General features: G+C 51.3%; 20 protein-coding genes. 16 read left to right on the top strand and 4 right to left on the bottom strand.

The annotated features are described in order from the left end of the window. Positions 1-101: 101 nt before the first annotated feature. On the bottom strand, positions 102-1,466 hold the full coding sequence (gene fumC, locus HW447_RS07575) for a class II fumarate hydratase (protein ID WP_176254714.1): 1,365 nt from the start codon (positions 1,464-1,466) through the stop codon (positions 102-104). Between the two features lie 368 nt (positions 1,467-1,834). Between fumC and HW447_RS07570 the strand changes: the two genes are divergently transcribed. The 10 genes from HW447_RS07570 to HW447_RS07525 all read left to right on the top strand — a co-directional run bounded on the left by HW447_RS07570 (position 1,835) and on the right by HW447_RS07525 (position 10,723). Beyond that, on the top strand, positions 1,835-2,152 hold the full coding sequence (locus HW447_RS07570) for a YerC/YecD family TrpR-related protein (protein WP_176254713.1): 318 nt from the start codon (positions 1,835-1,837) through the stop codon (positions 2,150-2,152). A 378-nt stretch (positions 2,153-2,530) separates the two neighbouring features. Continuing rightward, positions 2,531-3,589 (top strand): molybdopterin-binding protein, encoded by a 1,059-nt coding sequence (locus tag HW447_RS07565; protein ID WP_176254712.1) that lies wholly within the window; start codon positions 2,531-2,533, stop codon positions 3,587-3,589. A gap of 4 nt (positions 3,590-3,593) precedes the next feature. After that, the gene (moaC, locus tag HW447_RS07560) at positions 3,594-4,091 is read left to right on the top strand and encodes a cyclic pyranopterin monophosphate synthase MoaC (protein WP_176254711.1); all 498 of its coding nucleotides are present in this window, start codon (positions 3,594-3,596) and stop codon (positions 4,089-4,091) included. Then, positions 4,088-5,143 carry a GTP 3',8-cyclase MoaA gene (gene moaA, locus HW447_RS07555; RefSeq protein ID WP_176254710.1) on the top strand — a complete coding sequence of 352 codons (1,056 nt, stop codon included), beginning with the start codon at positions 4,088-4,090 and terminating at the stop codon, positions 5,141-5,143. The genes moaC and moaA overlap by 4 nt, the downstream gene beginning before the upstream one ends. A gap of 3 nt (positions 5,144-5,146) precedes the next feature. Continuing rightward, on the top strand, positions 5,147-6,106 hold the full coding sequence (locus HW447_RS07550; RefSeq protein WP_176254709.1) for an MOSC domain-containing protein: 960 nt from the start codon (positions 5,147-5,149) through the stop codon (positions 6,104-6,106). Positions 6,107-6,162: 56 nt separating this feature from the next. Continuing rightward, the gene (gene modA / locus HW447_RS07545; protein ID WP_176254792.1) at positions 6,163-6,972 is read left to right on the top strand and encodes a molybdate ABC transporter substrate-binding protein; all 810 of its coding nucleotides are present in this window, start codon (positions 6,163-6,165) and stop codon (positions 6,970-6,972) included. Positions 6,973-7,036: 64 nt separating this feature from the next. Beyond that, positions 7,037-7,714 carry a molybdate ABC transporter permease subunit gene (modB, locus tag HW447_RS07540; protein WP_176254708.1) on the top strand — a complete coding sequence of 226 codons (678 nt, stop codon included), beginning with the start codon at positions 7,037-7,039 and terminating at the stop codon, positions 7,712-7,714. Further along, positions 7,710-8,855: a sulfate/molybdate ABC transporter ATP-binding protein gene (locus tag HW447_RS07535; protein WP_176254791.1), complete on the top strand. Its 1,146-nt coding sequence runs from the start codon at positions 7,710-7,712 to the stop codon at positions 8,853-8,855. The genes modB and HW447_RS07535 overlap by 5 nt, the downstream gene beginning before the upstream one ends. Before the next feature lie 67 nt (positions 8,856-8,922). Then, positions 8,923-9,957, top strand: coding sequence for an XdhC family protein (locus tag HW447_RS07530; RefSeq protein ID WP_176254707.1), 1,035 nt, complete (start codon positions 8,923-8,925; stop codon positions 9,955-9,957). A gap of 4 nt (positions 9,958-9,961) precedes the next feature. Next, positions 9,962-10,723 (top strand): 4Fe-4S binding protein, encoded by a 762-nt coding sequence (locus HW447_RS07525; protein ID WP_176254706.1) that lies wholly within the window; start codon positions 9,962-9,964, stop codon positions 10,721-10,723. A gap of 4 nt (positions 10,724-10,727) precedes the next feature. Here the strand turns inward: HW447_RS07525 and HW447_RS07520 are convergent, their stop codons facing one another. Both HW447_RS07520 and HW447_RS07515 read right to left on the bottom strand, forming a co-directional pair. Next, positions 10,728-11,315 carry a dipicolinate synthase subunit B gene (locus HW447_RS07520; protein ID WP_176254705.1) on the bottom strand — a complete coding sequence of 196 codons (588 nt, stop codon included), beginning with the start codon at positions 11,313-11,315 and terminating at the stop codon, positions 10,728-10,730. A 35-nt stretch (positions 11,316-11,350) separates the two neighbouring features. Further along, positions 11,351-12,202 carry a dipicolinate synthase subunit DpsA gene (locus HW447_RS07515; RefSeq protein WP_176254704.1) on the bottom strand — a complete coding sequence of 284 codons (852 nt, stop codon included), beginning with the start codon at positions 12,200-12,202 and terminating at the stop codon, positions 11,351-11,353. Between the two features lie 247 nt (positions 12,203-12,449). Between HW447_RS07515 and HW447_RS18120 the strand changes: the two genes are divergently transcribed. From HW447_RS18120 to HW447_RS07485, 6 genes are all read left to right on the top strand, one after another. Further along, positions 12,450-18,257 (top strand): doubled motif LPXTG anchor domain-containing protein, encoded by a 5,808-nt coding sequence (locus tag HW447_RS18120; RefSeq protein ID WP_176254703.1) that lies wholly within the window; start codon positions 12,450-12,452, stop codon positions 18,255-18,257. 282 nt (positions 18,258-18,539) lie between these two features. After that, positions 18,540-18,929: a winged helix-turn-helix domain-containing protein gene (locus HW447_RS07505; protein WP_176254702.1), complete on the top strand. Its 390-nt coding sequence runs from the start codon at positions 18,540-18,542 to the stop codon at positions 18,927-18,929. Beyond that, positions 18,926-19,948 (top strand): selenide, water dikinase SelD, encoded by a 1,023-nt coding sequence (selD, locus tag HW447_RS07500; protein ID WP_176254701.1) that lies wholly within the window; start codon positions 18,926-18,928, stop codon positions 19,946-19,948. The genes HW447_RS07505 and selD overlap by 4 nt, the downstream gene beginning before the upstream one ends. Before the next feature lie 21 nt (positions 19,949-19,969). Continuing rightward, positions 19,970-20,608, top strand: a complete 639-nt coding sequence (gene yedF / locus HW447_RS07495) for a sulfurtransferase-like selenium metabolism protein YedF (protein WP_176254790.1) — start codon at positions 19,970-19,972, stop codon at positions 20,606-20,608. A gap of 10 nt (positions 20,609-20,618) precedes the next feature. Continuing rightward, positions 20,619-21,440, top strand: a complete 822-nt coding sequence (gene yqeB / locus HW447_RS07490; RefSeq protein ID WP_176254700.1) for a selenium-dependent molybdenum cofactor biosynthesis protein YqeB — start codon at positions 20,619-20,621, stop codon at positions 21,438-21,440. 13 nt (positions 21,441-21,453) lie between these two features. After that, on the top strand, positions 21,454-22,632 hold the full coding sequence (locus HW447_RS07485) for an aminotransferase class V-fold PLP-dependent enzyme (protein ID WP_176254699.1): 1,179 nt from the start codon (positions 21,454-21,456) through the stop codon (positions 22,630-22,632). Positions 22,633-22,648: 16 nt separating this feature from the next. On the opposite strand, the gene HW447_RS07480 is transcribed toward HW447_RS07485, so the two are convergent. Next, entirely contained in the window at positions 22,649-22,936 is a 288-nt protein-coding gene (locus tag HW447_RS07480; RefSeq protein ID WP_176254698.1) for a DUF2325 domain-containing protein, read from the bottom strand. Positions 22,937-23,323 lie beyond the last annotated feature (387 nt).

Genomic DNA, 23,323 nt, shown 5'->3' with positions numbered 1-23,323 from the left:
CATGGATCAGATGGTATGTGTCCGCTGTTTCCCGGCAGATTCGGTTCTGCCGGGGCAGCTGTGCGGTTTATACTGGGAATGCCCGAATGTGTATGGGGCCGTCAGACCATGGCTTCCGGCCGGAATACCTCGTCAAAAGCCTCATCTGTGAGAAAGCCCAGGGAAACACAGGCCTCTTTCAGGGAAATATTTTCCTTATAGGCCTTTTTGGCTGTTTTGGCCGCATTTTCATAGCCGATATAAGGATTTAGGCAGGTTACAAGCATCAGGGAGCGACGGAGATTTTCGTCCATCTTTTCCCGGTTTGGCCGGATGCCGGCGGCGCAATGACGGTTAAATGATACCAGAGCGTCAGCGAGAAGGCGGACGGACTGGAGGAAATTGTAAATACATACGGGCATAAATACGTTTAACTCAAAATTGCCCTGGGAGGCTGCCATGCCTACGGCTACATCGTTTGCCATGACCTGAACCGCGACCATAGTGACAGCCTCGCATTGGGTGGGATTTACCTTGCCGGGCATGATGGAGCTGCCAGGTTCATTTTCGGGGATAAAGATCTCTCCAAGACCGCAGCGCGGGCCGCTGGAAAGCCAGCGGATATCATTTGCAATCTTCATCATATCGGCCGCCAGGCCCTTTAACGCTCCGTGGGCGAAAACAAGCTCATCCTTGCTGGTGAGAGAATGGAACTTGTTGGCAGCCGTGACAAATTCTTTGCCTGTAAGCTCGGAAACAGCCTTTGCCACCTCGGTGTCAAAGCCTCTGGGAGCGTTTAGGCCGGTTCCCACTGCGGTTCCGCCCAGAGCCAGTTCACGCAGGCCCTTTAAACTTAAGGTCAGCATTTCCTTTGATTTTTCCAGCATATTTTTCCAGCCGCTGATTTCCTGGGAAAATGTAATGGGGGTGGCATCCTGAAGATGGGTGCGTCCTGTTTTTATGATGCCCTCGTTTTCCTTCATAAGGCGGTCAAAGGTAATGATGAGCAGATCCAGAGCCGGGAAGAGCTTATCCTCGATCTCCGTTGCCGCTGCGATGTGCATGGCAGTGGGGAAGGTATCGTTGGAGCTCTGGGACATATTGGAATGATCGTTGGGATGAAGCAGCTTTTCCCCGGCGATTTCATTTCCACGGTTGGCGATGACTTCATTTACATTCATATTGGACTGAGTGCCGCTTCCTGTCTGCCATACGGCCAGTGGGAAGTGTTCGTCCAGTTTCCCCATAAGGATCTCATCACAGGCGGCGCTTATAAGAGACAGCCGTTTTTCATCCAGTCTGCCAAGCCGGTTATTTGCCATGGCTGCCGCTTTCTTAAGGATGGCAAAGGCCCGGATTACTTCCATGGGGATTTTTTCTGTTCCGATCTTGAAATTCTCAAAACTCCGCTGGGTCTGGGCGCCCCAGTAGCGGTCGGCGGGAACCTGGATCTCTCCCATGGAATCATGTTCAATGCGGTACTGCATATATGATTGGCCTCCTTTTATGTAGGTTGCAGGATCTGCAGGCAGAGCCCGGACAGGACTGCCTGCAGATCCCCTATTATTCGCTGTATAGTATAACATACATACCGTCTGCGGACAAGAGGACACAGATATGTGCCAGGGGTTATACGGCTGACTTTTTACATATTATAGTATATTTTCCCATATAGTATATTTTCCCAACATCTCCTTGTTTCAGATATGGACTTTCAAACTTTAATATGTTAAAATGATTGGGGACAGCAAAAAACGCAGTAACCATTGAGTATGAAAATGTCATCCTGTTTCCCCCTATCAGGGAAAAACAGCCCAGGATAAATCAATCACAGCCATAAGGAGATGATAAAAGCATGAATAAAAAAATCAAAACAGAAGCTGTGGATCACTTATTTGACGCGATCCTTACCCTTGAAAGCCCGGAAGAATGTTACAAATTTTTTGAAGATGTCTGCACCATTAATGAGCTCCTTTCCCTTTCTCAGCGCTACGAGGTAGCCAAGATGCTCAGAGAGGGCAAGACCTATTTGGAGATTGCGGAAAAAACGGGCGCTTCCACCGCTACTATCAGCCGTGTAAACCGATCTCTTAACTATGGAAGCGACGGCTACGACATGGTATTTACCCGTCTGAATTTAGAGGACGGATCAGGCGGTTCGGAAAAGGAATAGGCCGCGGCTGGAAATTCGCATCTTTTAAACAGCAAAAGGAATCTGTTTCATCCTGATTTGAAGGAAGCAGCAGATTCTTTTTTTGTTTGCTGAGACCGGGATATAATATAACTGGGAAGAATGGAGCAGCAATGGATGCTATTTTTCACAGAAGAAGTATTCGTGCATATACGGAGCGAAACGCAGAGGAGGATAAAATTTTACAGATCCTTCGTGCGATGAAGAAAAAAGCGGCAGAACCGATCTTAAAAATCCAGCGTCCACTTTGTAAATTAACCGTTCGTTTTCAAAGGGATTGAGGTTTACAAACCCTTCCAGCCGTGCTATCATTTCATTAGCGTTATTTTTACGAATCAATAACGGTGGAGGTTACAGCATATGAAACTGATCCAAACAACGGATGCAGAAGGAGCGGTGCTCTGTCACGACATTACCCGAATCATAAAGGGTGTTTCCAAGGATGCCGTATTTCGCAAGGGGCATATTGTCACAAAGGAGGATATTCCCGTTCTCTTAAGCGCAGGAAAAGATCAGCTCTACGTCTGGGAGAAGGAGGAGGGAATGCTCCATGAGAATGATGCGGCCGAGATTCTGTGCGCGCTGTGCCGGGGCAGTCATATGGAGCGCTCCCAGGCAAAGGAAGGCAAGATTGAACTTACGGCGTCCTGCGACGGTCTGCTGAAAGTAGACAATCAGGGCTTAAAAGCGGTCAACGGTTTCGGCCAGATGATGATTGCCTCCCGCCATGGAAATTTTGCCGTAAAAAAGGGAGACAGGCTGGCAGGTACCCGTATCATTCCTCTGATGATCGAGGAGGAAAGGATGAGGCAGGCCAAAGAATGCGCGCTTCGCGCTACCGGCGGCCGTCCCATCCTGGAGCTAAAGCCGTTTGTACATAAAAAGGCAGGGATCATCACTACGGGAAATGAGGTTTTCTATGGCCGTATCCAGGATACATTTACCCCGGTTATCCGGGAAAAAATGAGGGAATTTGGCACCGAGATCATCGATCATGTGACCTGGAATGATGACGATAAAAAGGTCACAGCGTCTATTTTGGATATGGTCAAAAAAGGTGCAGACATAGTGGTCTGTACCGGTGGCATGAGCGTGGACCCCGATGACAAGACCCCTCTCGCCATCAAAAATACGGGTGCCAGAGTGGTATCCTACGGTGCTCCCGTCCTTCCAGGAGCCATGTTTTTGTTAGCCTATCTGGAGGTAAAGGAGAAGGGAACAAGCCGCACAGCGGCTGTCATGGGCCTTCCCGGCTGCGTGATGTACGCCAGGAGAACTATTTTTGATCTTATCCTGCCGAGAGTGATGGCAGATGACGAGGTGACACCGGAGGAACTGGCTGCTTTGGGACAGGGCGGTCTGTGTCTGGACTGTCCGGTGTGTACCTTCCCAAACTGCGGATTTGGAAAAGGAGTCTAGAATAATGAATTTTTCACATTTTGATGAACAGGGAAATGCCTGGATGGTGGATGTGGGTGAAAAAGAGGAGACGAATCGGGAGGCCACTGCAAGAGGAAGCATTTTTATGAGCCGTGAATGCCTGAAAATGGTGAAGGAAGGCACAATGAAAAAGGGAGATGTGCTGGGGGTGGCCCGTGTGGCCGGAATCATGGGAGCCAAGCGAACCTCGGAACTGATTCCTCTGTGCCATCTGCTGAACCTGACGAAACTGACAGTGGATTTTATGGTTCATGAGGAGAGAAATGAGATTGAGGCTGTCTGCACGGCCCGGACTGCCGGACGTACCGGTGTGGAGATGGAGGCTCTGACCGGAGTGAATGTGGCTCTTCTTACCATTTATGATATGTGCAAGGCAGTGGATAAGACCATGGAACTGGGGCATATTTATCTGGCTCATAAATCCGGCGGCAAAAGCGGCGAGTTTTGCAATGAAGGAAGGGAGCAGGAGCGCAAAGGATGAAGGACGGGACAGGACGGGAGATAGATTATATGCGGATATCCGTTACTGACCGCTGCAATCTTCGATGCCGGTACTGTATGCCTCATGGGATCCAATGCATCTCCAGATGGGATATCCTGTCATTGGAAGAGCTTGAGGCTATTGCTGTCTGCGCGGCGCGTCTGGGGATCCGAAACATTAAGGTTACCGGCGGGGAGCCTCTTGTGAGGAAGGATTGTACTCAGCTTATAAGGAGGCTTAAAAGGGTTCCGGGCATTGAGAAGGTAACCCTGACGACCAACGGAGTTCTCCTGGGAACTTATATGGATGAGCTGCTGGATGCCGGACTGGACGCGGTCAATATCAGTCTGGACACCCTGGATAGAGCGCTATATAAGGCCATCACTGGCGCAGATGCCCTGGATAAGGTAATGGGGGTGATCTGCGGGGCAAGTGAGCTTCCCATTCCTGTGAAGATCAATGCGGTCTCAATTGATTTTAATCAATGGAAGGACGGGCCGGGAAAGAGGGAAAACAGCTGGCTTTCTATAGCGGAGCTTGCCAGGCAATATCCGGTGGATGTGCGTTTTATAGAAATAATGCCCATTGGCTATGGAAAGCAGTTTAAGACCATCGATCATAGAACCCTGCTTTCGGAGCTTCAAACCACATATCCGGGCTTAAAAAAGGACAGTAAAAAGCATGGTTTCGGCCCTGCGGTTTATTATAAGCCGGCCGGTTTTCAGGGGAGCATTGGCCTGATCAGTGCGGTCCACAGAATGTTCTGCTCTTCCTGCAACCGGGTGCGGCTGACTGCCGGAGGCTATCTAAAGACCTGTCTCTGTTACGAGGACGGAATCGATTTGCGGGCGGTGTTAAGAGAGGGGATAAAACGGCCGGAAGAAGAAAGCCGCTTTGGCTGGCCGGATGGATTGGATATCCATGAGGAATGTTTGCAGAGGCGTCTGCAGACGGCGATGGAAGCTGCGATCCTTAAAAAACCCAGGGCTCATTGTTTTGAGACGCCGGGCCGAATCACGGAATCACACAATATGAGTTCGATCGGAGGATGAAAAATGGACGAGAAGGAGAGGAAAGGGCCTGTGGGGGTTGTTCGGGCGATCTGTATCAGCAGTCGCAAGGGAACAGAGAAACACAGCATAGAGGAAGGCTGTTTTCTGGAAAATTTTGGAATTAAAGGCGACGCCCACGGAGGAAAATGGCACCGTCAGGTCAGTCTTCTTTCCTATGATAAAATAAAGGAATTTAACGACCGTGGGGCCGGCGTAGAGGATGGGGCCTTCGGGGAAAACCTGGTGGTTGAAGGGATTGATTTCAGCTCTCTGCCGGTAGGAACCCGTTTTTGTGCCGGGGATGCGGTTCTGGAAATGACCCAGATCGGCAAAGAATGTCACAGCCATTGCGCTATCTTTCACAAAATGGGAGAATGTATCATGCCCAGAGAGGGAGTATTTGCACGGGTATTAAAAGGAGGACGGATCCGTTCCGGCGATACCATGGAAACAATTTTTCCGTCAAAAGACCGTCCGTTCCAGGCGGCAGTTATCACCTTAAGCGATAAGGGGGCCAGAGGCGAGCGGACGGACGAGAGCGGACCTGCGGCAAAGGAAATGCTGGAGCAGGCCGGATATGAGGTGGCGGAGACGCTGATTCTGCCCGATGATCCGGAAATGCTTAAGACACAGCTGATTCGTCTGGCAGATGCCCGTCAGCTGGATCTGGTGGTGACAAGCGGAGGAACTGGCTTTTCTCTCCGGGATCAGACGCCGGAGGCCACTCTGGCGGTGGCAGACCGCATCGCTCCCGGTATCGCTGAGGCTATTCGCTGTAAATCCATGGAAGTGACCAACCGGGCCATGCTGGGCCGGGGCGTATCGGTGATCCGAAAGGGTACGGTGATCGTAAATCTTCCGGGAAGTCCCAAGGCAGTGAGAGAGAGCCTGGGGTACATTCTGGATCCGCTGGATCACGGGATCCGGATTTTACGGGGAAGCGCCTCTGAATGCGCCCGATAAGGGACGTCGGATAAGGAAGATGAGAGAAAAAAGAAGGGAGAACAGAGAAAATGAAAATGAGAAAACAGATCCGTATGACGGCAGCTGTCCTTCTGGCAGCAGGAATGCTGGCAGGCTGTTCCAATGGAGCAAAGGAAACAGAGACAACGTCAGCCAATGACAGCAAACACACCGAGATACGGGTGGCGGCGGCAGCCAGCTTAAAGAATGCCTTTGAGAACGAACTCATCCCCATGTTTGAGGAGCAGAATCCAGATATTACGGTCACAGGCATCTATGACAGCTCAGGGAAGCTTCAGACTCAGATTGAGGAGGGACTTGATGCGGATGTATTTATGTCGGCTGCACAAAAGCAGATGAATGCCTTAAATGATGAGGGGCTGATCGATACAGAGTCAATTACCGATCTTCTGGAAAATAAGATTGTGCTCATCGTTCCCTCAGGAAATGCGGCAGAGCTTAAAAACTTTGCAGACATCCAGGAGGCAGCTTCCATTGCCCTGGGCGATCCCGCCAGTGTTCCTGCCGGACAGTACGCCGAGGAAGCTCTTACAAACCTTGGAATCTGGGATAAGATTCAGGATAAGGTAAGCTTTGGATCGAATGTGACAGAGGTATTAAACCAGGTGGCTGTCTCCAGCGCAGATGCCGGTATTGTATATGCCACGGATGCCGCCAGCATGGCGGACAAGGTGGAAGTGGTGGCTGAGGCGCCGGAGGGCAGCCTGTCCAAGCCGGTTATCTACCCGGTGGCAGTGGTAAAGAAGAGCGCCCATCCTCAGGAGGCGAAAACCTTTGAAGCGTTTTTAAAGAGCGATGAGGCCATGTCCGTATTTGCCTCCTACGGTTTTTCAGCAGGAAGCTGAGGTTTCATGTCTGACTTAGGGCCGGTACGCCAGCGTGTATACAAAAAGCAAAGGAGGATCGCTTATGGACTGGTCTCCCATCCTGATATCCATAAAGACAGCCAGTCTGTCCATTTTTATTACCTTTTTCCTGGGGATTTTTGCAGCCTGGGCAGTGATTCGCCTTCACAGTGACCGGTTAAAGATCATATGCGACGGCATCCTGACGCTGCCGTTAGTGCTTCCGCCTACAGTTGCAGGGTTCTTTCTGCTCTATCTGTTTGGAGTAAAAAGGCCCATCGGTCAGTTTTTCATTGACTTTTTCAGCGTTAAGATTGCGTTTTCCTGGGGAGCCACAGTGCTGGCCGCTGTGGTTATGTCATTTCCGCTGATGTACCGCTCCGCCAGAGGGGCTTTTGAGCAGGTGGATCCCAATCTGGCCGCGGCGGCAAGGACACTGGGGATGAGCGAGTGGGAGATCTTCTGGAAGGTACTGTTTGCAAATGCAGTTCCCGGTATCCTAAGCGGGGGAGTGCTGGCCTTTGCGAGGGGGCTGGGAGAATTTGGAGCCACTTCCATGATCGCGGGAAATATTGCGGGAAAGACAAGGACTCTTCCCATGGCGGTGTATTCTGAGGTGGCGGCGGGAAATATGGAGGCAGCCACCTCCTATGTGGCAGTTATCGTTGTCATTGCCTTTCTCTCCATCATCCTTATGAATTTGGGAGCGCTAAAGGCAGGAGGAAAGAAATATGGCGATTGAGACAGAACACAGGCTCCGCCTGGGAGTTGAGATAAGAAAGCAGCTGAGGGAATTTCCTCTGGATGTGAGTTTCACAGCAGCAAAGGGCTGTATGGGGATCTTAGGATCCTCCGGCTGCGGAAAAAGCATGACATTAAAGTCCATTGCAGGCATCGTTACGCCTGATGGGGGGCGCATTGCTTTACAGTATGCCCAGGGAGAAGCGGCGGGAGGAAGAGTGCTTTATGATTCTTCTCTGAGAATCAATGAGACGCCCCAGGTCCGCCGGGTGGGATATTTATTCCAGAATTATGCCCTTTTTCCCAATATGACCGTGGAGGAAAATATTGCCGCAGGACTAAAGGGAAAGGGGGCAAAGGCCGTGGCGGGCGGCAGGAGAGCGGCGGCCAGGTCGCATACGGCCATCCGCAAAAAGGTAGGGGAGATGATGGAGAGGTTTCGTTTAACTGGTCTGGAGCAGTGTCTCCCTTCCAGACTGTCCGGCGGACAGCAGCAGAGAGTGGCGCTTGCAAGGATCCTGGCATATGAGCCGGAGGTACTGCTGTTGGACGAACCGTTTTCTGCCATGGATACCCATCTGAAAGAAAAACTGCGGCTGGAGCTGGCGGAAGTATTAAAGGATTATGACGGCGTTTCTATCCTGGTCACCCATGACCGGGATGAGGCGTATCAGCTGTGCCCGGAGCTGCTTTTGATGGATCGGGGGCAGGTGCTGGTGCGGGGGAAAACCAGGGAAATTTTTGCGGAACCGTCGATATGCAAAGGGGCTCGGCTTACGGGCTGCAAAAATATTTCCCGGATCCGCAGAGTGGGAGAGTATCAGGTCTGCGCCCTGGACTGGGGCGGCATTGAGCTGACGGTGAACCGGCCAGTGGGAGACGATATCGCCGCTGTGGGGATTCGGGCCCATGATTTTGAGGCGGTAAGCACAGAAGAGGCGGCCGCGCTGGGGTATAAAAACTGTATTCCTGTGGGCGCACCGAGGATATCAGAAATGCCCTTTGAGTGGCATATCACACTGGAAAACGGCCTGTGGTGGAAACGGGAAAAGACCATACATACTCATGATGCGGCAGGAGCCGTCCCGCCCTATCTTCAAGTGGATCCATCGGCGATCCTGCTGTTAAAGGGAGAACTCTGAAATGGAAAAACAGGAGCAGTTAACGGCTGTTTAAACGGTATTTTCCGAAAGAAAATGAGGTGAAGAAATGAAAGAACTGTTTCAGGAACTGAAAAAATGCCTTTTGAGAGAGGAGGGCGCGGCACTGGCATCCATTATAGAGAGCGCAGGCTCTGCCCCCAGGGGGGCGGGGTCGAGGATGCTTGTGAGAGCGGATGGCTCGTCCCTTGGAACTGTAGGCGGAGGCGCGGTGGAGTATCAGGTGACCTTAGCCTGCCAGGAGGCAGTGCGTTTAAAGCAGTCCGGGCTTTTTAGCTTTACCCTGACGCGCGGCAAAGAGGGAGATATCGGCATGGTCTGCGGAGGGAATGTGACGGTATATATCCAGTATGCAGATCCGGAGGATAAAGAATTGCTGCAGCTTGTGGATCGGGCGCTGGCTATGCTGGAGGTGGACGAGGACAGCTGGCTGATCCTGGATCTGACAGAGGAAAATGCCTGGAAAATGGGGCTTTACAGTGAAAAGACCGGGGTCTTAGGGCTGGGATATGAAAACACAAAAACCTTAGAGAAGCTTTTTGGCCCTGCTGCCGTCACTTTGAAGACAGAGGAGCGTTTCTGGTATTCTGAGCCTCTGGTACAGTCCGGCACCGTATACATCTTTGGAGGCGGCCATGTGGCCCAGGAACTGGTGCCGGTATTAAAACGGGTGGGTTTTCGCTGTGTGGTTATGGATGACAGAGAAAACTTTGCCAATCCCGGTGTATTTCCCGACGCGGATCAGATCATCGTGGGAAATCTGGAACGGATCGGGGATTATGTGGCGATCCGGCCTCAGGACTATGTCTGCGTCATGACAAGAGGCCATCAGTATGACTACTATGTACAGAAACAGGCTTTGGCTTTAAAGCCCTGTTATCTGGGAGTCATGGGAAGTAAAAATAAAATACGCGTGGTGACAGAACGGCTGCTGGCAGACGGATTTTCAGCAGAAGAGATCCAGTCCTGCCATATGCCCATTGGTCTGGCGATCCATGCGGAAACACCGGCGGAGATCGCAGTCAGCGTAGCCGGGGAGATGATTGCTTTGCGGGCGGAGCGTATGGGGAAAACAAGGAGGTAGCAAAATGAGAGAATGTGTATGGGCGCTGTATTTCAGCCCCACGGGAGGAACAAAGAAGGCGGCCCTCTATCTGGCAGAGAGCCTTGGAAAAGAGGTTAAAGAGGCAGATCTTGCGGACCCTGATTTTAAAGGCGCGGCGTTTAAGGAGGGAGAACTGGTTGTGGCAGCCGCTCCCGCCTTCGGCGGCCGGATTCCGGGACTGATGGCAGAGCGTTTAAAGCAGGTGAAGGGAAACGGGGCCATGGCTGTGACTGTGGCGGTTTATGGAAACAGGGCTTTTGAGGATACGCTGGTGGAACTAAATGACACCCTGAAGGCCCAGGGCTTTGCCGTCGTTTCCTCTGCCGCTGTTCTTGCGGAACATTCCATGGTGCGCCTGGTAGCCGCCGGCCGCCCTGATGAGGCGGATCGAAAGGAGCTTCATGGGTTTGGCATAAGGATCCTGGAAAAACTGGAAACAACAGGAATAAAAGAGCCTAAAGTGCCCGGAAACCGCCCTTACAGGGACTGGAAGAAAATGGATGTGGTGCCTGTAATCAGCGACTGCTGCGTAGGCTGCGGACTCTGTGCTGCAAAATGTCCGGCCGGAGCGATTTCAAAAGAATCCCCTGGGATGACGGACCGGGAGAAATGTATTCTCTGTCTGCGCTGTCTGGCAGTCTGTCCCATTGGGGCAAAGAAGCTTCCTGACCCGGCGCAGGAGATGCTGGGTCAGAAGCTTCTGCCTTTAAAGGATATCCGGCGGGAGAATGAACTTTTCCTGTAAGGATTTATTCCGGCCCGTATAATACCGGCTGCAGCTGCCGTCCCTCTAAGGCAGCATTAAGAGCCGGTACAATAAGCTCTGTTTTCGCAATCAGGGAACAGGGCTTTTTTTGCGGAGAATCCTGAGCAAATGGAACGAAATACACATTTTTGCAGGGGAACAGCATTCCGATGTTCTTAAAATTCATCCCCATGGCGTCATTGGTGGATAAGGAGATCACAAGGGGTTTTTCGTTGCGCAGATGGGCTTTTGCAGCCATCAGTACGGGCGTGTCAGTGATGCCGTTTGCCAGCTTTGCAAGGGTATTTCCCGTACAGGGGGCGATCAGAAGGATATCCAGATACCCTTTGGGGCCGATGGGCTCTGCGGCTTCTATGGTCAGAATGGGATCCCGGCCGGCCAGACCGCTGATCCTTCGGATGTATTCATCGGTGCTGCCGAAGCGGGAACGTATGGTCTGGACATGAGAGGAGAAGATGGGGAAGATATCTGCCTCCTCCCGTGCCAGGGTCTGTACGGCCTGTTCTATTTTATCAAAGGTACAAAAGGATCCGGTTACAGCCAGACCGATCTTTTTTCCTTTCAGAGACATGATGATTTCCCTCTATACATAAAAAGTAGTAGTTTTTACTGTCCCTCTCCAAGGACACGGAGTACGGCCCGGCACAGGATGCGGGCGGAAGAATCCGGGCTGAAGCGGCCTGGCAGCCCCGGACAGGCAATCCGCCGGACTTCCACCTGATGACAGGCCGTCTCATCGGCGCAGCCGGGCGGGGACGCCAGCTCAAAAAGAGCGGTTTCCTTTGGAATTTTCTGTAAAAAAGATCCGGTGAGTACAGGTGCAGGAACGGTATTGAAAATGAGCTGCTTCCCAGGCAGAACCTTGCCCAGCATTTCAGGAGAAACGGCGAGGAAACCGCGGGTAACAGCCAGCGTCCGCTTTATGGGGGATTTTTCGCAGACAGTTACCTCGGCCATCATGCCCCTTAGCCGGTCTGCCAGCGCCTGGCCGCAGCGCCCGTAGCCCAGGATCAGGCAGCGGCTCAGATGGAGATTAAAGGGACTTTCGCGGATGGCTAAGCATATGGCCCCTTCTGCCGTGGCAATGGCATTTTCCAGGGCGATTTCCTCCATTTCCATAAAATCCTTCCATAAAATTCCTTTTTTCTGACAGGACTCCCTCACGAAGGCAGACAGGCCGCCGCCAAAGAGGAGCTGCCCCTTATGGAGACCGTCAAGCAGCCGGGAAATCGTCAGGGAGGGGGAGGGTTCGGAAACCTCTGGAAACGCCTGAAAAATGTGTATTTTATCCCGTGAAAACGGCACCGGTCCCAGAATGATGGAGGCCTCCTTTAATTTCTCCTTCGGCAGATCGCCGTCATTTCCCTGATAGGAAAAAACAGGATAGCCCTGAGCTGAAAGAAGCTGCTCCATCCGGCGCTGACGTCCATCGCCGCCGACTATAAAAAAATTCGTCATATTTTTCTCACCTTTTCCCTGCTGCCTGTAATTTATATATATGAAATACCTGGAAAAAGGTTCTTTTTTGATTGCTTTTTGGAACCTGTGCCAAAGTCAGATTGTACTTGAAAAAATACATTGTTTATTTACAGAAAAGCCTTAAAATGTAACCGATTTGTAACCAGATAAGAATATAATAATCCGGTAAATGGGGGAAAGAGAATCGGTATTCTTTTCCCGAAAAATGAAAGAAGGAGGTTTAAACTTGAGAAGAATTGGGAAACGACTTACCGCAATTGGAATTGCTGCGGCTTTGACTTTGACCAATATAGGCAATACTCTGAGCACCGTGTACGCGGCTTCCGGCGGTGAGCACAGAGACCTCTCTGTAAGGGGCGCGGATCTTGCCGGTGCGATTATGGACATGATCCGGGGATTAGATGGGTCCCAAAAAACGGTTCAGCCGGATGAACTGGAGTTTTCACAGGGGCGTGTAGAAAAATACAACCGGCTCTTTTTTGAAGGAACCGGCAGCCTCTATGAATTTTACCCTGAAATTGACGGGCAGGACCAGGAGGCCAGTGTCCGAACCTTTATCCGTCTGCCGGAGGATGCGGATGCCTCTTATGAACTTACAGGCGATGAGCAGCTGGTATTTCTGTATGAAAACGGCGGTGAAAGCAGCATAAGCTTTTCCACTGCGGTTGAGCATGAGAATGGAAAAATACAAAAGACCAGCCGTGTTTCGGTAAAGTCCTATAAGGAGGCATTTATAAAGGAAGATAATTACCTTAAGGACGAGCAGGAAAAGCCTCAGGAATCTGAAACCCAGGCAGGAGAGTCTGTGAGTGAAGGAAAGACAGCTGCAGATGAAACGTCTGCGGAACCCGAGACGGCCAGGACAGAACACACAGAGGAGACCCTGACGGAGCAGAAGGAGGCCGTCGGCGATACAAAATCGTCTGCCGAAACGGAGCAGAGCGAAGGGGAACTGTTAAATTCCAAAGCTCATGACGCACAGACGGACGGGATGGATTCTGACGCTGTGGTAAGTACGGAGGCTGTCACGGCCCAGACGCCGGAGAGTGAGACGCAGAGCGAACTGGCTTCTACAGATGGTTCACAGCCGGAGACAGAAACCTCCACGGCAGAAGAGAGCCAGTCCCAGACGGAGGAAAACGCCTCTTTGCCGGAAACAGAAGCTTCAACCGGGGAGAGCGCCTCTAAGGATATGGAGCAGCCATCCCAGACCGAGACGGCCTCTGGTGAAAGTGAGACGGAAAGCGACAGTACAGCACAAACACCCGTCCAGAGCACCACACAGGCAGAGACAAAGGGCGAGATCCAGACAACGGTTCCAGCAACACCTTCTGAGCCTCAGAAGGATCCGGCAGCCACACCCTCTCAGCCGGAGGATAATGGAAATGATCTGGAGATCGGCTATGGGGATCTGGTGGGAATCGGCGAAAGTGTCACCGCCAAGGCATACATAACCAGCGTGGGTAAGCTAAAGCTTTTAGAGGATTGGAAAATGGCCTCTTATCCGGAATTTGATGAAACCATGACCATGGATGACGGTACAGATATCGCCCTCCACGCAGAGGCAGGCGTTCTTCCTGCCGGTGCAAAAGCTGTGGTATCGAAGGTGAATGAAGACGAGGCGTCCGGGCTGTTAGAGGAGATTCGGGAAAACCGCTTAAAGAAGGGACAGGCAGTTACAGCTGCGGCTCTCTATGAGATCCGGTTTTATGCAGACGGCGAACCCATGGACGATTCTGCGTGGTCCAAAAATGGCCGTGTGGAGGTTTGTTTCTCAGGTACAGCCATCGAAGAAATGAGCAGGGAGGCTGATGGCGTAAAGGTGCTGCAGATCAGTGACAGCATCCATGAAGCAAAGGCTTTAAAGGGAACAAAAACGGCTTTCTCAAATGGAAAAACCACCGATGAAGTGGCAGCAAGCATTACCGGATCCGGCTTTTTCGGGCCAGTGTTCTATACTGTGGATGAAAGCCAGAACCGAGAATTTAATATTGGAGAGCTGCTGGGCGAGGGATCTCCAAAGCTGATTATAAAGGATAAAAGCGGAACAGTCATTGATACGGCAGAGGTAGACGAAGATGGGGTTACGAAAATCTATCAGAATCAAAAGGATGAGGAAGGCAATTATCTTCCTTTGCCCAGAGAACTGACCACATCCTTCCAGATTACCTATGGTATGGAAAACAGCAGCGATCCTGAACTGAAAGGTTATGCAGTAAAAAAGGGAGACCGCTTTGTCTATCAGCTGCCGGACAATATTATCTATGATACGAAAACAGATACGCCGGTCATGTTTGGAGATAAGGTGGTTGGAAGTCTGAATGTGGAACAAAATGGAATACTTTCCATTGATATCACAGAAAATGTGGGCGCCAATTTTAAAGGCCAGCTAACCGTAAAGGGAAGCGTTGATTTTTCAAAAGAACCGGAAGGAAAGCCGGAAATTGAGATCAAGAATGATGACCTTGACAAAACCCTTGTATTTCCTGAAATAAAACAGGAAAAACACTACAGCATCACGATTAAAAAAGATAACAGCGGAGATCGGTTTACAGATGAAAACTCCGCAGGAGACCTGCATTATTCGGATACTACCGGTATTCCGGATGCCGTGCGTTTTCACCTGAAGATCACGGCAGATGCAAAGAATACAGGAGCACTTACAAATCCTGTGATTACTGATCGATTCAGCGAAATCGAAAATGGGGCGATTGAGTATATAGATACAGCTGGAATACGTCTGGAGTCGACACCAGAGGGCAGCAATATTGCAAAAGCAGAATTTGACAATACAGGCTCATCTGACAGCCGTGCGATCCGCCTTTTGGATCAGGATGGAAACCCGGCTGTTATGAAACCTGGTGAGGAAGTGAAACTGAGTTACTGGATGAAGATCAATCCCAGCGCATGGAAAGCCCAGCAGCCGGAACAGACGGAAAACGGAAATCGTGTTTCTTCCTCCATGCGGGCGTCATTCACCAATACGGCCGTGATCACGGCAGCTGCGGCTGACACAGAAGGAGGAACAGTACAGGCTCAGACCCAGTCCTGGTTTGGAAAAACCATTTCCCTGGTTTCAAAGAACGGTACGGTCCGTATCAATGAAACAGTTGGGGATCAAACCATCCCGTTTAGTATTCAGTATAATGTATCCGTTAATCCGAATCTGATCGATATGACAGGCTGGACGGTGAAGGATACGCTGCCAGAGGTTTCAGACTCTGACAAACAGCAGCATTATGTGGGAGCGGTTAAGGTAACTGCTTACGACCGGGAAAATGGAAATGTGTCAGGTGAAACTACAGTGCCTGTTGAAAGAGACTCCTATTCCTGGGAATATACAATACCAAAAGAGCTGGGGCGCTGTTTCCTTCAGTTTACCTACTATACAGATATACAGGAACCAAGCGGCAGCAATGCCAGCAATGAGATTCTTCTGACTGCTCCTGAGGGAAGCGGTTATCCCGGAACCAGGCCTGGATCTACCAGCATAGAATGTATATACAACACCTATACGCTGACGAAAACAACAACCGGATGGCAGGATGGGAAGCTGGGGATCATTGGCTGGAAGGCAGTTCTGACCCAGTATGTAAACGGACAGATAAATTCGGAGGATGCGGTCATTCCAGTAGATGGGGTCTATAGCGACGAGCTTTCTGTAAGCGGCGGAGACGGCAGTGTCAAGCATACATTTATCGATGAAAGCACCCTGAAACAAGGCCTCTCAGTCAAAGACAGAACGGGAAGTGAGGTTTCCGATTATGAAGTAGAGAATTTTGCGGATAATCGGTTTGCCATCAAATTTACAAAAGCCGTTCCCAGTCCGGTAACCATTGAATACAGATCCTATGTAAGAAATACAGGAGAATCCGGGGATTCCTTTTACTGGTCCAGCAGTCAGTCTGCATCCTTTAAAAACAGGGCCATCCTGAAACCTAATAAGGATACGACGGTGCAGGCAGAGGCATCTCAGTCCCTTCCAGCTGCCAAAGGATTTCTGAGAAAAGGTGTGGAGGGACAGGACGCCCAGACAGGAACCATCAAATGGATACTGGAAGGAAACGCATATGACGATAAGGTCAACTTTGATGCAGTGGGAGATGTACTGATTGAAGAGAAGCTGCCTGAGGGGCTGGAACTGGTCAATATCTATCCCCGTGCATACCAGGATGTAACGCTTAGAGCAGGGGAGGACTATACGGTGGATGGTCAGACCGTAAAGATCGACCTCAAGAAGGCAAGGGACTATGTCCGGTCAAAGGGAAAGGACTTTAATATCAATCATGTATTCCGACTGGTTGTGGAAACCAGGGTGAATGACCCCAAAAAAACAACGTTTAAGAATGAAGCAGCCATGCACATTGACGGTATTGAGCTTGCCAGGGTGGGCGCAGAGGCCCAGTTAAAAACAAACTTCCTCATAAAGGGAATGATGTATGATGAGTATACCGCACCATCGGCGCAGTACACTCTGTCGGTAAATCAGCCGGCTTCCCAGCTGAGAAAGGACGGAGGAACGCTGACCGTAAGGGATACCCTTGGAAATCCCAATATGAGTTTTCGCCCGAAAACCATAAAGGTGGTCAACAGCAAGACAAAAGCGGCGATTGAAGAAGCTAAGATTGCCGTAAACGGCTCTGTCTGCACCATCAGCAACCTGCCAGACGCGACGCCTATTACGATTACATATGAGGCTGCCTTAAATGGAGCCATTGGAACGGAGTTTAATGTCAGCAATCATGCAGAGCTGATTTATGGACCGGGAAAATCCATAGAAACAGAGCATAAGGATACCATTACCCTTGTGCAGTCATCTGCATCTGTAACCGGTGATTATTCCATCGAGCTTTCAAAAACTGATCAGTGGGGTCAGCCCCTGGAGGGAGCAGAGTTTACCCTGTATGAATTGCAGCTGGATGGGGATGGCAGGATTACCGGTCAGTCGGATCCCATAGGTACATACGAGCCGGTTATCCAGGATGGCTCCCAGAGCGCCAATGTTGCGATAGGCGGGCTTAAAAGCGGAAAGGCTTACCGGCTGGTGGAAACAAAGGTGCCTGACGGATATATACAGAGCGAGGCGATGGATGTTTATATACCAACGGGGACAGAAACCAAGCTTCCGGAGAATATGAGCCATTATATCTATATTCCAGGATTTCCTGTTTCAGTGGAGAATCAGAAACAGACGGGAAGTCTGAAACTGACAAAACAGGTGAACGGTCAGGAGACTGACAGGCAGGAGAAAACAGAATTCTACTTTACCGTGACAGATGGGGTGCGCTATTTTGACAGAAATGGAAATGCCTCAGAGGAGGTAAAGACCATCAGGCTTGCCTATGATCCGGCGAAAGAAGAAAACGCGCTTATGATCAACGGGCTGCCTTTGGGAACTTACACCGTAACTGAGGCTGCAAATGCAGCGGGCAGCCCCATAGAAGAGGATTTTGGGTATCAGGTAACAGCAGACGGCAGGGAAGGCACAAGTGCGGAGGCTGCCGTACAGGCGGGAAAGACACAGACCGTTATCTTTGTCAACACAGTAAAGAACGATCCGCCTGAGGAGCCGGAGACGAAGCCCAGTCAGCCGGAGACGAAGCCCAGTCAGCCGGAGACAGATCCCAGTCAGCCGGAGACGGATCCCAGTCAGCCAGAGACAGATCCCAGTCAGCCGGAAACCGAAGCGCCAACCTCTCCAGAGACATCTCCTGCCGTCCCGGACGGCGGTCATTCTGGCGGATCTGGAGGTTCAGGGGGCGGCTCCGGAACCACGAATCACGGCAGACACAACCCGTCTAATGGAGGACCGGGAGATAACACGGAGACGGTCACCATTGCGCCGGAGGAAGTTCCTCTTGCACAGTGGCCGGATAAACAGGACGATCCTGTAATCCTGTTTGATGAGGATGTTCCTCTGGCTCCTCTGCCAAAGACAGGGGAAAACCGCCATGGATCCCATGTTATGTTTCTTCTTTCGTCCTTTATGACCGGGGTATATTTGGCCCTTCATCTAAAAAAACGAAAGGAATAGCCGGTAAAGCAGGCTGTACGGAATAAAAACCGTGCAGCCTGTTTTTGCGTTTCCATGCGGTCGGGAAGGCAGCTGTTTTTTGAACGGATTTGCTGCCTATGCTGGTAAACAGCACAAAAATATGCTATACTGTTTACAGCGTTGTGCATTTGTAAAAATGCAGGATGACGATACGCTGCAAACAGCTGGTTTGGTCTTCGGCGAATTATTCTGAAAAAGACACATACCGGTTTTTTTACAGGAATCGTTATATAAGAGGGAAAATAACGGGAGGGGAAAGCAATGGAAAAAACAGGCAGACTTCATTACGGCCTTACGCTGCGGCTGTATTTTGAGGAAAAGGCATTCGGGCCGGGAATGGTGGTTCTCCTTGAGGAGGTAGAGCGTACAGGTTCCCTTCAGCGGGCCGCCCGTTCTATGAATATGGCCTACAGCAAAGCCTGGAAAATGCTCAAGGTAGCGGAAAAGGAATGGGGCTTTGCCCTGACAGATCGGGAGACTGGAGGAAAGGACGGCGGAGGCTCCACGCTTACGCCTCAGGCAAAGGCTCTGATGAAGGCGTACGCGGGCTTTCGCAGCGAGGCAGAGGTTTCGTTGGATGAGCTGTTTGAGAAGTATTTCTCCAGTGAGCGGCTGCAGGAAATGAAAACAGCAGGAGGAGAGAGGGAATGAGTGAGGAGATCGTATTTTGCAGAGGGGGAGGCTGTACGGCCAAGCTGGGGCCTGGCGCTCTGGCACGTGTGCTGGACCGGCTGCCAAAGACCAGGGATCCCAATCTGCTGATTGGCTATGACGGCTCTGACGATGCGGCCGTATATAAGCTGACCGATGATCTGGCCATGGTTCAGACCCTGGATTTTTTTCCGCCCATGGTGGAAGATCCCTATATCTTCGGCCAGATCGCGGCGGCCAATGCCTTAAGCGATATTTATGCCATGGGAGGGCAGGTAAAGACAGCTTTAAACATCGTATGCTTTCCTGAGACCATGGACTTAAATATCCTGGGAAAGATCATGCAGGGAGGCAGCGAGAAGGTGAGAGAAGCCGGGGGCGTACTGGCAGGCGGCCATTCCATTGCAGACAGTGATGTAAAATACGGCCTTTCTGTTACCGGCATCATTCATCCTGACCGCGTATTTGCAAACAGCGGCTGCCGGGTGGGAGATGCTCTGATCCTGACAAAGCCTTTGGGCGTGGGCCTGGTGTGTACGGCGGCCCGTTTAAAGGCGGCTCCTCAGGAGGCCTATGATCTTGCGGTAAGATCCATGACTACGCTGAACCGGTACGCGGCGGATATTCTGGGGAAATACAGAACGCACGGCTGTACGGATGTAACCGGTTTCGGCTTTTTGGGCCATCTTTGTGAGATGGTAACGGATCAGGCGACAGCCCGCATAAGCAGGGATCAGATCCCGTACATCCCAGAGGCTCCTAAACTGGCGGAGGAATTTTACATTACAGCCGCCGCACAGAGAAACCGAAACCATGTTCAGGATAAGGTGGAACTGGGAAGGTGCGGCTTTGCCATGGAAGAGCTTCTTTATGATCCGCAGACCTCCGGCGGCCTGCTGGCTTCCGTAAAGATGGAGGATGCGCCCGAGGCGCTAAAGGAGTTAAAGGAATTGGGACTTCCCTGCGCCATCGTGGGAAGGATCGAAGAGCGGCAGGAAAAGGCCGTTATTGTAGAGTGATACAGGAGGGTGAAAACGATGATACGACTGGATGAAAGAGGAAAACAGTGTCCTTTGCCGGTAATCGAGGCCAAAAAGGCCCTGGAGACCGCTTCTGCGGGCGAGCAGGTAGAGGTGATCGTAGACAATGAGATTGCAGTACAGAATTTAAAGAAGCTGGGAGACTATAAGGGGCTGGCATTTTCTTCCCAAAAAAAGGGAGAAAGAGAGTATGCAGTGGTGCTGACTGCCGCCGGGAATACCAAAACGGCCTCTCAGGAGACAGAAGGCCAGCAGAATAGCCTGCCAGAGCCGGCAGCTGTCTGCTGTCCTGACGGGCGAAGAAAAGGCATGGTAGCCGTGATCTCATCCCGTGAGATGGGACAGGGGGATCCTGCGTTAGGGGCGCTTCTGATGAAAGGCTTTATCTATGCCCTGACGCAGCAGGAGGTTCTTCCAGAGGCCGTTCTTCTTTACAACGGAGGGGCATTCCTCTCCTGTGAGGGATCTGATAACCTGGAAGATCTTAAGACGCTGGAGGCTCAGGGCGTGGAGATATTAACCTGCGGCACCTGCCTGAATCACTATGGCCTGGGAGACAAGCTGAGAGCAGGCAGTGTCACAAATATGTATGAGATTGCAGAAAGGATGACCGGAGCAGCGCTGTTAATACGGCCTTAAGGTGAAGGGAATGGAGAGACAGAGACAGCTGATCATAGTCAGAGGCGGAGGGGATATCGCCACAGGAACCATCCATCGCCTTCACCGGTGCGGTTATCCGGTGCTGGTGCTGGAAACAGGGACGCCGTCTGCGATCCGCAGGCAGGTGGCGTTTTCAGAGGCTATTTACGACGGAAGCAGCGAGATTGAGGGAGTGACCTGTTTAAAGGTATCCAGCTATGAGGAGGCAAAGGCCGTCTGGGAGGCGGCTGTGCCAGTGATGATAGATGAAAGGTGCGATATTCTGAAAAGGGTGCGCCCCTGGGCTTTGGTAGACGCAATTCTGGCAAAGAAAAATCTGGGCACCACGAGAGACATGGCAGACAAGACCATTGGTCTGGGGCCGGGATTTACAGCGGGTGAGGACGTGGATCTGGTTATCGAGACCATGCGCGGCCACGATCTGGGAAGGATCCTTTCAAAGGGCTGTGCGCTTCCCAATACGGGAGTCCCCGGACGGATCGGCGGCTTTGACAAAGAACGGGTGATCCATTCACCGGCACAGGGGATCCTGTTTGGAACGGTTCGGATCGGGGACCGGGTGGAAAAGGGGCAGCCGATCGCCATCATTGTTACCGGACAGGGGGAGGTGACGGTGGAGGCATCGCTGACCGGTCTGGTAAGAGGGCTGATCCGTGACGGATATCCGGTGACAAAGGGCTTTAAGATCGCGGACATTGACCCAAGGGAACAGGAATTTGAAAACTGCTTTACTATTTCCGACAAGGCAAGGGCCATTGGAGGTTCTGTTTTAGAGGGGCTTTTGTATCTGGAAATGAAACAGGGCCATTAAAGGAGAGGGATTCATGATTTATTTAGACAGTGCGGCTACCTCCTTTTACCGTCCGCCCCAGGTGGCGGAGGCAGTGGCAGAGGCTATCCGGTCTATAGGGAACTGCTCCAGAGGCGTACACAGAGAGGCACTTGCCGGGGCCAGGATCGTATTTGAGACCAGGCAGCTGATTGCACAGCTGTTTCACGCGCCGGGCCCGGAGCAGGTGGCTTTTACTGCTAATGCGACCCAAAGTTTAAATATTGCAGTCAAGGGGCTCATAGCCCCCGGTGACCGGGTGGTGACTACCGTTTTAGAGCATAACAGTGTTCTGCGTCCTCTGTATGAAATGGAGAAAATGGGTGCAGAGCTGATTGTGGTCGGATGTGAGCGGGAAAAGGGGGACAGCAGAGAAAATAATAATATTGAACGGACAGCACAGACAGCAGGCCGCCTGGATCTTGAGGCGTTAAAAGAGGCTATCACCCCCGGCACAAGGGCGGTTGTCATGACCCACGCCTCAAACCTCACCGGAAACTGTCAGAATCTGGCTATGGTGGGAGCCTGGTGCCGTCAGGCGGGAGCACTTTTTATCGTAGACGCCTCCCAGACAGCGGGAGTATTTCCCATTGATATGGAACGGGACAGGATCGACGTCCTCTGCTTTACCGGTCACAAGGGCCTTATGGGCCCCCAGGGCACAGGCGGTCTTTGCGTACGGGAGGGACTTGTCATCCGCCCCCTGTTATCCGGCGGGAGCGGGATCAGGACCTTTGAAAAAACACACCCCTCTCAGATGCCGACAGCCCTGGAGGCCGGAACCTTAAATGGTCACGGCATCGCAGGGCTGAGAGCGGCTCTTTACTATATCAAAGAGCAGGGGATGGATCAGCTGAGAAAGCGGGAACAGTTCTTAATGAAACGTTTTTATGAACAGGTGCGGGAAATCCCGGATATTCGTATCTACGGTGATTTTTCCCAAAAGAACCGCGCACCCATCGTGTCACTGAACCTGGGAGACGAGGATTCAGCCGCAGTCAGCGATTATCTATCCCAGGAATACGGCATTGCTGTCCGGCCCGGCGGCCACTGTGCGCCTCTGATGCATCTGGCTCTGGGAACGAAAGAGCAGGGAGCGGTTCGATTCAGCTTTTCCCATTTTAATACGGAAGAGCATATTGACACGGCTGTCAGGGCGCTGCGGGAGTATTGATCCGGCAGCGTTCTCTTTAACAGGCAGCGGTTTTTTGCATCAGGATTTCCGTCAGCGCAGAACCGCTGCTGGTATGGCAGCGCACGATCTCCGTTTCATTTTCATTGACCTCGTCCAGAGCGCAGCGGATCATCTTGTGGGATACGGTATTTGTAAACAGCACCAGCAGATCCGGCCGGCCGATCTGCTTATCCAGGCTGGCACTCATCTGGGTAAATACCTTTGCCTTGCAGTTATAACTCTTACAGATCTTCTTATACTGACTGACCATTCGGTCGTGGCCTCCAATAATAACAACACTCATACAGATTCCTCCTTGCAGATAAGAGGGGGCACAGAAACGCTGCTGTACACAGCCCCTCAAAGATATAATTGCAAAATGGTTAGTACGCACTAACTTTAATGAGTTCATCATACAGGATAACAGGCAAAATGTCCATACAAATCAAGTGATAAGATTTCTCATTTGTTAAATACACTGCATACAATACAAAAAAATTTAGAATATCAAAAAAAAGATTGTCCACTCTGCGGATTGCGGGGATCGCACGCTCCGGCTATAATAGAGCCATCATAAGCAATCAGGCGCTGATTGAAAGGAAAGGAAGAAAAGAATGGGATTTATCGCAGTGGTCATCGTATTTGCAAGCCTTGGATACGATATGTACCGTGTGATCCGCGATCACGAAAA

The organism is Enterocloster alcoholdehydrogenati (assembly GCF_013282095.1).
GTDB classification, from domain to species: Bacteria; Bacillota; Clostridia; order Lachnospirales; family Lachnospiraceae; genus Enterocloster; species Enterocloster alcoholdehydrogenati.
Note: the sequence above shows the minus strand (reverse complement) of the source record. Positions and strands in the feature narration are given on the sequence as shown.